Here is a 13208-nt window from a genome sequence, read left to right as displayed (position 1 = left end):
CGACTGCTTCGCAGCCGAACGCAGGCTTCGCCAGCTGCTACAAAGTTTGCGGCGCAGCGTAAATTTATGACTGACTGTAGAACCCGGTGCGACGTGAGTCGCACCGGGTGTTTTGCCAGGCGGCGAACGGATATTCGTGGGTCCCCGCGCCGTCTGTTGAACGCTTTACGCCCGTTCGATCGCCAGTGCCACGCCCTGACCACCACCGATGCACAGGGTGGCGAGGCCTTTCTTGGCGTCACGCTTGATCATTTCATGCAGCAGAGTCACCAGTACTCGGCAACCCGACGCACCGATCGGGTGGCCCAGGGCGATAGCGCCGCCGTTGACGTTGACCTTGTTCAGGTCCCATTCCAGGTCCTTGGCCACCGCCAGGGATTGTGCGGCGAAGGCTTCGTTGGCTTCGATAAGGTCCAGCTGGTCGATGGACCAACCGGCCTTGTCCAGGCAACGACGAGTCGCGCTGACCGGGCCGATACCCATGATCGCCGGGTCGACGCCCGCATTGGCGTAAGCCGCGATTTTCGCCAGCACGGGCAGGCCGAGGGCCTTGGCTTTTTCGGCGCTCATCAGGATCACGGCGGCGGCACCGTCGTTCAGGGACGAGGCGTTACCGGCGGTCACCGAACCGTCCTTCTTGAAGGCCGGTTTCAGTTTGCCCAGCGCTTCAGCCGTGGTGCCGGCCCGTGGCTGCTCGTCAACCTGGAAGGCGACCGGATCGCCCTTGCGCTGAGGAATCAGGATCGGCGTGATCTCGTCGGCAAAACGCCCGGCTTCGATGGCGGCCGTGGCTTTCTGCTGCGAGGCTGCGGCGAAGGCGTCTTGCTGTTCGCGGGTCAGGTTGTACTTGTCAGCCAGGTTTTCCGCGGTGATGCCCATGTGGTAATCGTTGAACGCATCCCACAGGCCGTCGCTGATCATGGTGTCGACGATTTGCGCGTGACCCATGCGCAGACCGGTGCGCGCACCGGGCATGACGTAATTGGACAGGCTCATGTTTTCCTGGCCGCCGGCAATGATCACGTCGGCATCGCCGCAGCGAATCGCCTGAGTGGCCAGATGCAGTGCTTTCAGGCCCGAGCCGCAGACCTTGTTCAGGGTCATCGCAGGCACGGTGAAGGGCAGGCCGGCCTTGATCGCAGACTGGCGCGCAGGGTTTTGTCCGGCGCCGGCGGTCAGCACCTGGCCCATGATCACTTCATCGACTTCAGCAATGTCCAGGCCGGTTTGCGCCAGCAGCTGACGGATAACCGCAGCGCCGAGGTCAACGGCGGAAACATTCGCCAGGGCACCCTGGAAACTGCCGATGGCGGTACGGGTGGCGGCGACAATGACGACTTCTTGCATGGAATGATTCCTCACTGAGCAGCGAACTGCATTTCCGGAACGTGATCCGGCACGATCAGTTTACCGGCGGTCTTGGCGACAATCTCCTCGACGCTGACGCCCGGTGCACGTTCCTTGAGAATGAACGCGCCGTTTTCGATTTCCAGGTAGGCGAGGTCAGTCAGCACACGCTTGATGCAACCGGCACCGGTCAGCGGCAGGCTGCATTTGGACAGGAGCTTGGACTCACCGTCCTTGGACGCGTGGGTCATGATGACGATGATGTTGTCTGCGCCGGCCACCAGGTCCATGGCGCCGCCCATGCCCTTGACCAGTTTGCCGGGGATCATCCACGAGGCAATGTTGCCTTCGACGTCGACTTCGAAGGCGCCCAGCACGGTCAGGTCGACATGACCACCGCGGATCATCGCGAAGGACTCGGCCGAGGAAAAGATCGACGCGCCGATACGTGCAGTCACGGTTTGTTTGCCGGCGTTGATCATGTCGGCATCGATGGTTTCTTCAGTAGGAAAGGGACCCATGCCGAGCAGGCCGTTTTCCGACTGCAGCATGACTTCCATGCCTTCCGGGATGTAGTTGGCGACCAGGGTCGGAATGCCGATGCCCAGGTTCACGTAGAAGCCGTCCTGCATTTCGCGGGCGACGCGTTGAGCCATTTGTTCGCGGGAAAGTGCCATTGTTGTTATTCCTTCATTCGGTCCGGGGGCAGGGGATCACTTACGCACGGTGCGCTGTTCGATGCGCTTCTCGAACGTGCCGCAAATGACCCGGTCGACGTAGATGCCAGGGGTGTGGATCTGCGCCGGGTCCAGCTCGCCGGGTTCGACGATTTCTTCGACTTCGACCACGGTGATCTTGCCGGCAGTGGCGGCCAGCGGGTTGAAGTTCTGGGCGGTGTGGCGGTAGATGACGTTGCCGAAATGGTCGGCTTTCCAGCCCTTGACGATGGCGAAGTCACCGGTGATGGACTCTTCCATCAGGTACTTGCGGCCATGGAATTCGCGGACTTCCTTGCCGTCGGCCACTGGGGTGCCGACGCCGGTGGCGGTGAAGAACGCGGGGATGCCGGCGCCGCCAGCGCGCATTTTTTCGGCGAGGGTGCCTTGGGGGGTCAGGACGACTTCGATTTCGCCTTTGAGCAGTTGGTCTTCGAACAGTTTGTTCTCACCGACGTAGGAGGCCACTACTTTGCTGATCTGCCGGTCTACCAGCAGGACACCGAGACCAAAACCGTCGACGCCGCAGTTGTTGGAAACCACGGTGAGGTCGCGCGTGCCTTTGCGCTTGATCTCGGCGATGAGGTTTTCCGGGATCCCGCACAGACCGAAGCCGCCGGCGATCACGGTCATGCCGTCTTCAAGACCTGCCAGAGCTTCCTCGTAGGAACTCACGCGCTTGTCGAAACCTGCCATATGCACCTCTTTTATTCTTTGTGGGCGGCTGGCTAGCCGTATGGGATAGGAGTGTCTCGCTGAAGGATTCATTTGTTAAGTTGATTTTTAAGGTTGATTGATAGATAAAACTCACCAATCAATCATCCGTACTACGTTGGAGCCAGTGGTCGTGACAGTCAAGCAGATCAGGGCATTTTTGGCCGTGGCCCAGAGTTTGAGTTTCGCCGTGGCCTGCGAGCGGTTGCACCTGTCGCAATCGGCGTTGAGCCTGACGATCAAGGCGCTGGAGGAAGGGCTGGGCGGGCGGCTGTTCACCCGCAATACGCGCAATGTCGCGCTGACGGCGGAGGGAGAATCGCTGGTGCCACTGGCACGTCGTCTGATCGCCGACTGGGATAACGCCGAGGATGAACTGCGGCAACGCTTCACCCTCCAGCGCGGTCGTGTGACGCTGGCGGCGATGCCGTCGTTTGCCGGTAACCTGCTGCCGCCGATCCTGAAAACCTTTCGCGCGCGCTATCCCAAGGTCAACGTCACGGTGAATGACGTGATCAACGAGCAGGTGCTGGAGATGGTGCGTGACCGGCAGGTTGAGCTGGGGGTGGCGTTTGAGCCGACTCAGAGTTCATCGCTGGCATTCACGCCGTTGTACATGGACCGGTTTGTGGCCGTTGTGCCGAAGGACTCTCCTTTTGCCGAGCGGGAAGACATCGATTGGCAGACCTTGCTCACGGAGCCGTTCATCACTTTGCAGCGACCATCGACGGTGCGGGTGATGCTGGAAGAACACTTGCAGGCGCGAGGGATGAAATTGCCGGTGGAGTTTGAAAGCCATCAGTTGGCGACGGTTGGGCGGATGGTGGCGAGCGGGTTGGGTGTGAGTGCGGTGCCGGCGTTGTGTGTCGGGCAGATGCTGGAACTCGGGGCGCGGTGCATTACCTTGCGTGATCCGGTGGTGGAGCGGGCGATTGGGGTGTTGACGAAGCCTGGGGTTGAGCTGTCGGCTGCGGCTCAGGCGTTGTTCGACATTCTGAGAGAACCACCCCTCACCCTAACCCTCTCCCCAGAGGGGCGAGGGGACTGACCGAGTTGCAAGGGAGGTGTCCTGCGACCTGCGACCGAGAGTCGAACTCAAGTTTTGAAAAGCATGGAGATCTGCCCCCTTTCCCCCTCTCCCCGCTGGGGAGAGGGTTGGGGTGAGGGGTGGATCTAAAGTCGAACCCCGAGCTCAAGACATCATCGATCCAGCCTCTGCGCCAATTCCGGCAAAAGCCGCTCACAAGACCCCTCAATCTTCAAATCCAGAAGGTCATCCGCCCGAGTCTTCCCCAGATTAATCGCAATCAACGGTTTCCCCTGATCCGCCACCGCCCGACACAACCGAAACGCCGAATACGCCATCAACGAAGACCCCACCACAAGCAACCCCGCAGCCTTTTCGACCGCCGCCATTGCTTTGGCCGCCGTCACCTGCGCCACATTCTCGCCAAAAAACACCACGTCCGGCTTCATCCGCTCCCCCGCGCAATGCGGGCAATGCGGCACCTGAAACCGCGCCTCAAACGCCGCATCCAGCAGGGTGTCACCGTCCGGGGCTTGCACCGCATCCACCCCTGCCAGATACGGATTCTGCACTTCCATCAATTGCTGGATCGAATCCCGTTCGCTGCGTTTTCCGCAGTCCAGGCACAACACCCGGTGCAGGCTGCCGTGAAGTTCGATGACGTCATGGCTGCCGGCCTGGTCGTGCAGGGTGTCGACGTTTTGAGTGATCAGCCCGCTGATCTGCTGCGAACTTTGCAAACGGGCCAAGGCCTCGTGGGCTACGTTCGGCTGGGCCTGGCGCACCCGCGGCCAACCGAGCATCGCCCGCGCCCAATAGCGTCGCCGGGATTCGGGCGCCGAGAGAAACTCCTGATACATCATCGGCTGCCGGCCACGCCGCACGCCCTGGTTGTCGCGGTAGTCCGGAATGCCCGACGGAGTGCTGATGCCGGCGCCGGTCAGGACCACAAACGGCTGGTCAGCCATTAGCTGCTGAAGGTGGTCGAGTTGTTCGCGGATGGGGCTGTCGAGCATGTTCAACACTCCGGAGGGCCATGAGTGTTTGCAGGGTAGCATCTGCCGGTCACCCGGACAGGTTGCCTGTCCGGGTGATGATCCGGCCCCTATTTACGCGCCTCCAGAATCAGGTTGAACGGCGTTTCCGTAGCCCGCCGGAACGTCTTGAACCCCGCCTCGGTGAAGACCTTGCGCAGCCGCGCCTCGCCAGCCTGGGCGCCGAGCCCGAGGCCGACTTCCTGGGACAGCGAGTTCGGGGTGCAGATGAAGGTCGAGGCGGCGTAGAACAAGCGGCCAACCGGGGTGACGTTGTCGTCGAGCGAGTCGTTGGCGAACGGTTCTACCAGCAGCACCGTGCCGTCCGGTTTCAGTGCGTCATAAGCGTGCCGCGCCGCGCCCACCGGGTCGCCCATGTCGTGCAGGCAGTCGAAGTAGCAGACCAGGTCATAGTCGTCGCCGGGGAAGCTTTTTGCCGTGCCCTGGAAGAACCGCGCACGCCCGGACACGCCACCGGCTTCAGCGCGCTGGGTGGCGACGGTGACGGAGGGCGCGTGGTAGTCGAAACCGACGAACCGCGAATCCGGAAACGACTGGGCCATGATCACGGTGGATGCGCCGTGGCCGCAGCCGATATCCGCCACTTTGGCGCCAGTCTCCAGTTTGGCGACCACGCCTTCGAGTGCTGGCAGCCATTCGGCGACCAAGTGCGCTTTGTAACCTGGCCGGAAGAACCGCTCCGTGCCGCTGAACATGCACGGATGGTGATCGCCCCAGGCGAGGGCACCGTCGCCGCGCATGGCGTTGACCAGTTTGTCCTTGTCATGGAAAAACGATGCGACTACCCCGACGCCACCCGCGATATAGACCGGTGAGTCTTCGATCGCCAACGCCAGGGCCTGCTCTTCGGGCAGGCGGAACTGGCCGTCGCGGTGTTCCATGTAACCTGAAGCGGCGTGGGCGCTGAGCCATTCGCGCAGCAGGCGGGTGTTGCAGCCGGTTTTGTTGGCGAGGGCTTCCGGGGTGACTGGCTTGCTGTCGGCCATGGCCCGGTAGAGTCCGAGTTCTTCGCCGAGGATGACGTTGGCGAGCATCGCCGCGCCGCCCATGTCGCTCACCAGTTTGCCCATGAAATCATTGAGTCTGGCCTCGTCCATCACGTGTGCTCCTTCAGCAGGATCACAGTCCAGAGGCCTTTTTTTTCGAGGCGTTCACCTCTGGACGGTGGTCGTGGGGATGAACAGGACGATAACCACGCCCTGCGTGCACTAAGTTTAGTCCGGGGGCCGAACAGCGCAGGCTGGAGCGACGAAAGCCCTTGTGGGCCCCATTTCCCCTGACTGCCACCGCCCCCCGTAGGAGCGAGGCTTGCCCGCGAAGGCGGAGTGTCAGTCGACAAGGATGTTGCCTGACACTCCGCCTTCGCGGGCAAGCCTCGCTCCTACAGGGGATTTGTGGCGTGTATTGCACTGTATCTAACTGGCTTCTCGATACAGTTCCCCCGAACACCGTGGCATTGCCGAACACAGGCGAGATACAAACCTGCGATGAACTGCATAGGCCATTTGGCACCCTATACACCGTGAAGGGGACAACAATGACCACGCTCCTGCCTGAAACCGACCTCAAATCTACACCCGTCAATCGCCTGCGCGTCGACCACTACACCAGCGGCATCATCGGCCCAAGCCAGCCGATGCTCGGGCCACTGGCCGACGGCGGCACCCTGATCACCGGCACACCGCCGGGCTGTTGGGGGCCGATGATCACGCCGGCCTTCGAGGGTGGCCACGAAGTGACGCAACCGGTGGCCATTGCCGGTGCGGAAATCGGCGACGCGGTGGCGATCAAGATCAAAAGCATGCGCGTCACTTCGCTGGCCACTTCGTCCGGGGTGATGAAATTCGTTGAAGGTCGCTACCACGGCGATCCGTTCGTTTCCAAATTCTGCGCCAAGTGCGGCACCGAACATCCGGCCAGCCATGTCGAAGGCATCGGTGAGGACGCGATTCGCTGTAACACCTGTGGCGCTGAGGTCAGCGCGTTTCGCTTCAGCCACGGCTACGTAATCGTGTTCGATGCGCAGAATCAGGTCAGCCTGACCGTCAATCAGGACGTCGCCAATCAACTGGCCGGTAACGCAGCCGAGATGTCGGCGCTGCCGGAATTCGCCGCGCAGCATTCGATCCTGTCCCTGGCGCGCGCCGACATCCCCGGTGTGGCGGCGCACATGCGGCCGTTCCTCGGCAACATCGGCACGACGCCGTCCCGTGATTTGCCCGACTCCCACAACTGCGCCGATTTCGGCCAATACCTGATCGGCGCGCCGCACCGTTTCGGCATGACCCGCGAAGAATTGCACGCGGCCAAGACTGACGGTCACATGGACACCAACTCGATCCGCGAGGGCTGCGTGTTGATCTGCCCGGTCAAGGTGCCAGGCGCCGGCGTGTACATGGGCGACATGCACGCCCAGCAGGGCAACGGCGAGATCGCCGGGCATGCCACCGACTGCTCCGGGGAAACCGAAGTGGTGGTGGAAGTGGTGAAGAACCTGACGCTGGAAGGGCCGATCCTGCTGCAAAACCTCGACGACTTGCCGCCCATGGCCCGGCCGATGAATGCCCAGCAGCGGCAGAAAGTCCACGAGTTGGGTGAGCGCTGGGGTCAGCACGACATTGAGCAGAGCGGGCCGATCACCTTTATCGGCAGCGGCGAGAACCTCAACGTCGCGGTAGAGAACGGCTTGAAACGCGCCGCCTCGGTCACCGGTCTGCCGTACGACGAAGTGCTCAACCGCGCGACCATCACCGGCTCGATCGACATCAGCCGCTTGCCGGGCACCGTCCGCGTGACATTCCTGTGCCCGATGACCGTGCTGGATCGCATCGGCATTGGCCATCTGGTGCGCGAGAAGTACGACCTGGCGTAACGCGCGCAACGGCGGGTCTGTACCACAGTGTGTACAGACCCGCTGGCGATACAACCACTGCGATTTTCTGCCGGAGCGCAACACAGACCCGATACACCCTTCCGGTTAACTGTGATTCCGTTCTGACAATCATTGAGATCGACATCATGCAGACCCCCATCACATCAGCGAAGGCGACCGTCGGGCTCGGTTTGCGTCGCGGTTTAATGAAGGACCTTCAGGCAGCCCGTGTGGGCGATTTCGATTTTCTGGAAGTCGCGCCGGAAAACTGGATTGGCATCGGCGGCGCTCATGGTCATGCGCTGCGTGCCTTGGCCGAGCGTTTTCCGTTGTCCTGTCACGGCTTGTCCCTGTCTTTGGGCGGCCCGGCGCCGCTGGACGTCGGGTTTCTACAGGAAGTCCGGGTTTTCCTCGATCAATACAAGGTGCCGCTGTACAGCGAACACTTGAGCTACTGCCGCGATGACGGTCACCTTTACGACCTGCTGCCGCTGCCCTTTACCGAAGAAGCGGTGCATCACGTCGCCGCGCGAATTCGCCAGGCCCAGGACATTCTTGGTCGGCGCCTGGCGGTGGAAAACGTTTCCTACTACGCCGCACCACAACAGGATATGGACGAGGTGACCTTCACCAACGCGGTGCTGCGCGAAGCCGATTGCGACCTGCTGCTGGACGTCAACAACGTCTACGTCAACTCGATCAATCACGGTTTCGATCCGCAGACCTTTCTGGCCGGCATTGATTCGGGCCGGGTGGTTGCCATGCACGTGGCCGGGCATTTCGATGAGTCCGACACCTTGAAAATCGACACCCACGGCGCTTCGGTCAAACCGGTGGTCTGGTCGTTGCTGGCTGAGGCTTACGCTCGATTCGGCGCGCAGCCGACGCTGCTGGAACGGGATTTCAACTTTCCGGCATTTTCCGAACTGCTGGCCGAGTTGCAGACCATTCGCCGCCTGCAAACCGAGGGGGTGATCCGTGGATAAGCCGAGCCTGTTGCAGCAGCAAAACACCCTGGGCCTTTACCTGCGCGATCCCGATCATTGCGCGCCACCGGCCGGGATGGACGTGACCCGGGCGCAGGTTTACCGCGACCTGATTTTCGTGAACCTGTCGTCGTTGCTCAGCGGGACTTTTCCGGTGCTGATCAAGATTCTCGGTGATGAACACTGGCGTTTACTGGTACGGATTTTCCTGCGCGACTACCGCGCGCACACGCCGAAATTCGGCGAGATCGCCAAGGAGTTTGTCGAGTTCCTGGCCTCGGAACCGCAAGCGTTGGCCGAAGGGGCATGGCCGCCGTTCATCGTGGAACTGGCGCATTACGAATGGATCGAGATGGCGTTGCAGCAGTCCGAGGCCGAACCGTTGCCGCTGAGCGATGCCGGGTTGCTGCTGGACCGACCGTTACAGGTTTCGCCGCTGGCCTGGCCGTTGGCGTATGCCTGGCCGGTGCAGTTGGTGGGGCCGGATTATCAACCGGAGACAGCGCCGGCTCAGCCGACATTGTTGCTGGTGCGTCGGGCTGAGGACTGGAGTGTGAAGTTCTCTGCACTGAGCCCGCTGGCGTGGCGGTTGTTGCAGCGGATTGAGGAACTTCCTCAACTGGACGGGCGTGAGCAGCTGCAAGGATTGGCGGTGGAGGCGGGGATGGCTGGGTCGCCGGAGTTTATGGAAAGTGGGGCGGTGTTGTTGCGGCAGATGCATGAAGAAGGGGTGGTGGGCTTGGCATGATCGTTCCCACGCTCTGCGTGGGAATGCCTCAAGGGACGCTCCGCGTTCCAGCTCTCGAAAGGGACGCGGAGCGTCCCGGGCTGCATTCCCATGCAGAGCGTCACTAGTGTCCGGTAAAAACCGAAGGGGGAGCTTGCTCCCCCTTGCTGTGCCTGCTTCGTAAGCAATAATCAGGTTTTCAGACTTGATTTTCGCCCATGTTCAGCAGCACTCGATTTGCGCAAATGCTTCAAGCCCTTCCTCATCAGCTCTTCAAAGCCGCCGTCAAACGCTGTGGCGCTGATCGTTACGCCAAACAATTCACGTCCTGGGATCTGCTCGTCACGCTGATTTACGGTCAGCTGACGCAAGCCAAAAGCTTGCGTACGTTGGCGACAGCCTCGCAGTCGCTGCAACCCCATCGCCACCACCTCAACGCCAAGAACATGGTGCGTTCGACCCTTTGTGATGCGTTGAACAAGCGCAGCTCAGAGCCGTTTCGGCTGGCCTGTGAGCACTTGCTTCAAGGCATTGGCCGCAAGCAGCGCAAGTCGCTCGAAGCCATGATCACCCTGATCGATTCGACCTCGATCAGCCTGCGCGGACCCGGTTTTGACGAATGGACCACCGCGACGAAAACCCGCATAACCCAAGGCTTGAAGGTACATGTGGCCATCGATCCACAGCAAACAGCCCCGACTTACGTAAACATCACCGCCGCCAACGTCAACGATCTGAGCGATGCCCTGACCATGCCGCTTGAAGCAGGTATGACGTACGTTTTCGACAAGGGTTACTGCGACTACAACTGGTGGCACCAGATTGATCAGATGGGTTCTTTCTTCGTCACCCGACTGAAGAAAAACGCCAATCTAAAGCCGGTAGAAAATTTGAGGGAAAAGGATGCACCCGAATTCATTGAGGCGGACGAATCGGTATTGTTCGGGAAGAAATACCTGAACACTCGACGTCCGAATCTCTACCAAAATCAGGCTGTGCGTCGGGTTCAGATCCGCCGAGAGGACCACGAAACGCCATTGATTCTGGTCACCAACGACTTCTCTCGCTCAGCGGAGGAGATCGCCGATCTGTACAAACAACGTTGGCAGATCGAACTGTTTTTTAAGTGGATCAAGCAAAACCTCAAGCTCAAACGGTATTTCGGCTTCTCTGAAAATGCCGTTCGTTTGCAGATCTACAGCGCCTTGATTACCTATCTTTTGCTGCATCTTTATCAGCGCCGTTCAGGTTGCTCGGGATCTATTTCAGACTTTGCCATTCGGCTAACCCACAGCTTGTTCGAACGCCCATTAAGCATTGAACACCTTGAACAGCGAAGGCAAAAGCGAACAAAGCTGAAGGCTGCCCAAGGCAGCCTTCAGCTTTGAAAAGGTTTTACCGGACACTAGTGATGCAGAGCGTGGGAACGATCAAGCGGGGGGCATCAAGCTTTGCTGGCAATCCAGCACTAACCGCGCACCGCCGAGTTCACTCGTACCGACTTCAAGCGCAAACCCATGCAAGCTCACAATCGCCGCAACGATCGACAGCCCCAGCCCGAACCCGCTTTTCTGGTTACCGCCGTCGGCACGATAGAAACGCTGGAACACCGCCTCTCGTTCGGCCATCGGAATGCCAGGACCCGAATCGAGCACTTCGATCCGCGTAAATTCCCCCTCATTGACCCCCCGCAAAATCACCTCGCCACCCGGCGGCGTGAACTTGATCGAGTTGCTCAGCAAGTTCGCCACCGCTTCGAATAGCAAAGCGCGGTCGCCATTCAGTGGCGGCAAGACGTCAGGCAGTTGCAGCTTGAAAACCAGTTCGCCTTCTTCCGCCAACGGCAGATAAAAGTCGTGCAGCTCTTGCAGCAACGGCACCGGATCCAGCTGCACAAAACCCGAACGGCGCTGACGATCTTCCAGCTCGGAAATCCGCAGCAACCCTCGAAAGCGCGCCATCAAGGTGTCCGCTTCACCGAGCACCGAGTCCAGTTGCACCGCCAGCGTCGAACCCTCATCAGCCTGTTGCTGAATCCGGTACAGCTGCGCCCGCAGGCGCGTCAGCGGCGTGCGCAGGTCGTGGGCGATGTTGTCGCAGACGCCTTTCACCTCGTTCATCAAGCGTTCGATACGTTCGAGCATGGCGTTGACGATGGCGGCGAGCATGTCCAGCTCATCGCGGCGATTGGACAATGGCAGACGGCGGGTCAGGTCGCCGGCGACGATGGCCTCGGCGCTGGCCTGGATCGCACGAATCCGCCGCAGAGGTCGGCGGCGCAACAGATGCCAACCGACGATGCCCGGCAGGATCGTCAGGGTCACACCCCAGAACAACGCGTGGAGGATGATCCGGGTGACGGCGAACAACGAACCGTTGTCCCGCACCAGGATCAGCCAGCGGCCGTCCTTGGTCTGTGTCGCAACCGCGTCGCAGCTGTCGGCGGGCAGGGTCGGGTCGTCGGAGTCGGCGCAGTCGCTGAGCATGTGAATCTTGCCGTCCAGCGGCAGGCCTTCGGGAATGTGCCGCAGGGCGCCATTGAGGTAGCGATGCTGACCATCGAACAGGCCATAGGCGTCGATGCCGCGAATGTCGAAGGTCATGCTGACGGCGAGAGCGTCCATCAATTGTTCGCCTTGAAAGCGCGAAAACAAATGCTGACGTTGCATCAGAGAGTGTTTGGCCAGGTTGTCCAGATAAGAGGAAACATCGTAGTACATGACCCCCATGAGAATCCCGCTCCAGATCACGAACAGCGAACTGTAGAGCGCCAGCAAACGGCTGCTGGATGAACGCCAGCCGTTAGAGGGGTTCAGCAATGACATAACCCGAGCCTCGCACGGTCCGAATCAGTGGGACATTGCCTGGCGGGTCGATCTTCTTGCGCAGCCGGCCGATGTGCACGTCGATCAGGTTGGTGCCGGGGTCGAAGTGGTAACCCCAGACCTCTTCGAAAATCATCATCCGCGACAGAATCTGCCCGGTGTTGCGCATCAGGAATTCCAGCAACTTGTACTCGGTGGGCAACAGCGTCAGCAACTGACCGTCGCGGCTGGCTTCATGGCTGATCAGGTTCAACTCCAGATCCGCCACCCGCAACGTGGTGGCCTGGGCGGTAACGGTGTTCTGCCGACGCAGCAGGACTTCGACCCGGGCGGCCATTTCATCGGTGGCGAACGGTTTGGTCAGGTAATCGTCACCGCCCGCGCGCAAGCCGCGCACACGCTCATCGACGTCGGAGAGGGCGCTGATCATCAGAATCGGCGTGGCCACGCCCATGGTCCGCAACGTGGTGACAATCGCCAGACCATCGAGCTCGGGCAGCATGCGGTCGAGGGTGATCAAGTCGTAGTTGCCGCTGACCGCGCGCGCCAGACCTTCGCGGCCGTTGTCGACCCAATCCACGTCGAGGCCGTGGCTGCTCAGTTCGGCGACGATTTCCCGGGCGGTCACGGCGTCGTCTTCGATGGTCAAGATGCGGGTCATAGGGCGGGCCTGATTAGGAGTACTCAACGTTGAGCGGCATTTTGCCAAGAAATGACCGCAGGCTTTCTAAATAAAACTTCATGCAGGTGCCTTTTGGGTCAATGCATAAAACCCGCCGCTACAGACCGCTTCCTTGCAAATTGCATGGCCATTGGAAGTTCAAACTTTCTAAATCACTGAAATCCCGAGATTTATTTAAAGTCGGCGACTGGCACGGTGACTGCAATTCCTCCGTTGAAGAGTTGTAACACCATCTTTCCTGCCTGGAGCGATATAAC

The 13208-nt window shown here is 60.4% G+C and carries 12 protein-coding genes; 5 read left to right on the top strand and 7 right to left on the bottom strand.

Annotated elements, in window-relative coordinates:
• Nucleotides 1–165: 165 nt before the first annotated feature.
• From ACMXYI_RS26210 to ACMXYI_RS26200, 3 genes are read right to left on the bottom strand one after another with little or no spacing between them, the layout of a single operon-like run.
• A complete protein-coding gene (locus tag ACMXYI_RS26210) occupies nt 166–1347 on the bottom strand; it encodes an acetyl-CoA C-acetyltransferase (RefSeq protein WP_415769734.1) in 1182 nt (393 codons plus the stop codon).
• Nucleotides 1348–1358: 11 nt separating this feature from the next.
• Complete coding sequence (locus tag ACMXYI_RS26205; RefSeq protein ID WP_054051104.1) at nt 1359–2024, bottom strand: CoA transferase subunit B; 666 nt, start codon at nt 2022–2024, stop codon at nt 1359–1361.
• A 36-nt stretch (nt 2025–2060) separates the two neighbouring features.
• Nucleotides 2061–2759 (bottom strand): CoA transferase subunit A, encoded by a 699-nt coding sequence (locus ACMXYI_RS26200; protein WP_415769732.1) that lies wholly within the window; start codon nt 2757–2759, stop codon nt 2061–2063.
• A 151-nt stretch (nt 2760–2910) separates the two neighbouring features.
• Between ACMXYI_RS26200 and ACMXYI_RS26195 the strand changes: the two genes are divergently transcribed.
• The gene (locus tag ACMXYI_RS26195) at nt 2911–3825 is read left to right on the top strand and encodes a LysR family transcriptional regulator (RefSeq protein ID WP_415769731.1); all 915 of its coding nucleotides are present in this window, start codon (nt 2911–2913) and stop codon (nt 3823–3825) included.
• Nucleotides 3826–3977: 152 nt separating this feature from the next.
• Here the strand turns inward: ACMXYI_RS26195 and ACMXYI_RS26190 are convergent, their stop codons facing one another.
• Both ACMXYI_RS26190 and ACMXYI_RS26185 read right to left on the bottom strand, forming a co-directional pair.
• Nucleotides 3978–4820, bottom strand: coding sequence for an NAD-dependent protein deacetylase (locus tag ACMXYI_RS26190; protein WP_415769730.1), 843 nt, complete (start codon nt 4818–4820; stop codon nt 3978–3980).
• A gap of 89 nt (nt 4821–4909) precedes the next feature.
• Nucleotides 4910–5956, bottom strand: a complete 1047-nt coding sequence (locus ACMXYI_RS26185) for a class I SAM-dependent methyltransferase (protein WP_415769728.1) — start codon at nt 5954–5956, stop codon at nt 4910–4912.
• A gap of 440 nt (nt 5957–6396) precedes the next feature.
• On the opposite strand from ACMXYI_RS26185, the gene ACMXYI_RS26180 reads away from it, so the two are divergent.
• The 4 genes from ACMXYI_RS26180 (at nt 6397) to ACMXYI_RS26165 (ending at nt 10832) form a co-directional block, all read left to right on the top strand.
• The gene (locus ACMXYI_RS26180; RefSeq protein WP_415769726.1) at nt 6397–7731 is read left to right on the top strand and encodes an acetamidase/formamidase family protein; all 1335 of its coding nucleotides are present in this window, start codon (nt 6397–6399) and stop codon (nt 7729–7731) included.
• A 146-nt stretch (nt 7732–7877) separates the two neighbouring features.
• The gene (locus ACMXYI_RS26175) at nt 7878–8717 is read left to right on the top strand and encodes an HvfB family MNIO-type RiPP peptide maturase (protein ID WP_415769725.1); all 840 of its coding nucleotides are present in this window, start codon (nt 7878–7880) and stop codon (nt 8715–8717) included.
• Nucleotides 8710–9465: an HvfC family RiPP maturation protein gene (locus ACMXYI_RS26170; RefSeq protein ID WP_415769723.1), complete on the top strand. Its 756-nt coding sequence runs from the start codon at nt 8710–8712 to the stop codon at nt 9463–9465. The genes ACMXYI_RS26175 and ACMXYI_RS26170 overlap by 8 nt, the downstream gene beginning before the upstream one ends.
• Before the next feature lie 197 nt (nt 9466–9662).
• A complete protein-coding gene (locus ACMXYI_RS26165) occupies nt 9663–10832 on the top strand; it encodes an IS4 family transposase (RefSeq protein ID WP_415768078.1) in 1170 nt (389 codons plus the stop codon).
• Between the two features lie 42 nt (nt 10833–10874).
• Here ACMXYI_RS26165 and ACMXYI_RS26160 read toward each other — a convergent pair whose 3' ends face one another.
• The gene (locus tag ACMXYI_RS26160; protein ID WP_415769721.1) at nt 10875–12269 is read right to left on the bottom strand and encodes a sensor histidine kinase; all 1395 of its coding nucleotides are present in this window, start codon (nt 12267–12269) and stop codon (nt 10875–10877) included.
• A complete protein-coding gene (locus tag ACMXYI_RS26155; protein WP_033058247.1) occupies nt 12247–12930 on the bottom strand; it encodes a response regulator transcription factor in 684 nt (227 codons plus the stop codon). The genes ACMXYI_RS26160 and ACMXYI_RS26155 overlap by 23 nt, the downstream gene beginning before the upstream one ends.
• Nucleotides 12931–13208 lie beyond the last annotated feature (278 nt).

It is taken from the genome of Pseudomonas lyxosi (assembly GCF_047758685.1).
GTDB lineage: Bacteria > Pseudomonadota > Gammaproteobacteria > Pseudomonadales > Pseudomonadaceae > Aquipseudomonas > Aquipseudomonas lyxosi.
Note: the sequence above shows the minus strand (reverse complement) of the source record. Positions and strands in the feature narration are given on the sequence as shown.

Bases quoted from the DNA above. Each gene is read 5' to 3' on its own strand.
- ACMXYI_RS26165 (WP_415768078.1), top strand. From the start codon at position 9,663: ATGTTCAGCAGCACTCGATTTGCGCAAATGCTTCAAGCCCTTCCTCAT.
- ACMXYI_RS26155 (WP_033058247.1), bottom strand. From the start codon at position 12,930: ATGACCCGCATCTTGACCATCGAAGACGACGCCGTGACCGCCCGGGAA.
- ACMXYI_RS26160 (WP_415769721.1), bottom strand. From the start codon at position 12,269: ATGTCATTGCTGAACCCCTCTAACGGCTGGCGTTCATCCAGCAGCCGT.
- ACMXYI_RS26175 (WP_415769725.1), top strand. From the start codon at position 7,878: ATGCAGACCCCCATCACATCAGCGAAGGCGACCGTCGGGCTCGGTTTG.
- ACMXYI_RS26190 (WP_415769730.1), bottom strand. From the start codon at position 4,820: ATGCTCGACAGCCCCATCCGCGAACAACTCGACCACCTTCAGCAGCTA.
- ACMXYI_RS26200 (WP_415769732.1), bottom strand. From the start codon at position 2,759: ATGGCAGGTTTCGACAAGCGCGTGAGTTCCTACGAGGAAGCTCTGGCA.
- ACMXYI_RS26210 (WP_415769734.1), bottom strand. From the start codon at position 1,347: ATGCAAGAAGTCGTCATTGTCGCCGCCACCCGTACCGCCATCGGCAGT.
- ACMXYI_RS26185 (WP_415769728.1), bottom strand. From the start codon at position 5,956: ATGGACGAGGCCAGACTCAATGATTTCATGGGCAAACTGGTGAGCGAC.
- ACMXYI_RS26180 (WP_415769726.1), top strand. From the start codon at position 6,397: ATGACCACGCTCCTGCCTGAAACCGACCTCAAATCTACACCCGTCAAT.
- ACMXYI_RS26205 (WP_054051104.1), bottom strand. From the start codon at position 2,024: ATGGCACTTTCCCGCGAACAAATGGCTCAACGCGTCGCCCGCGAAATG.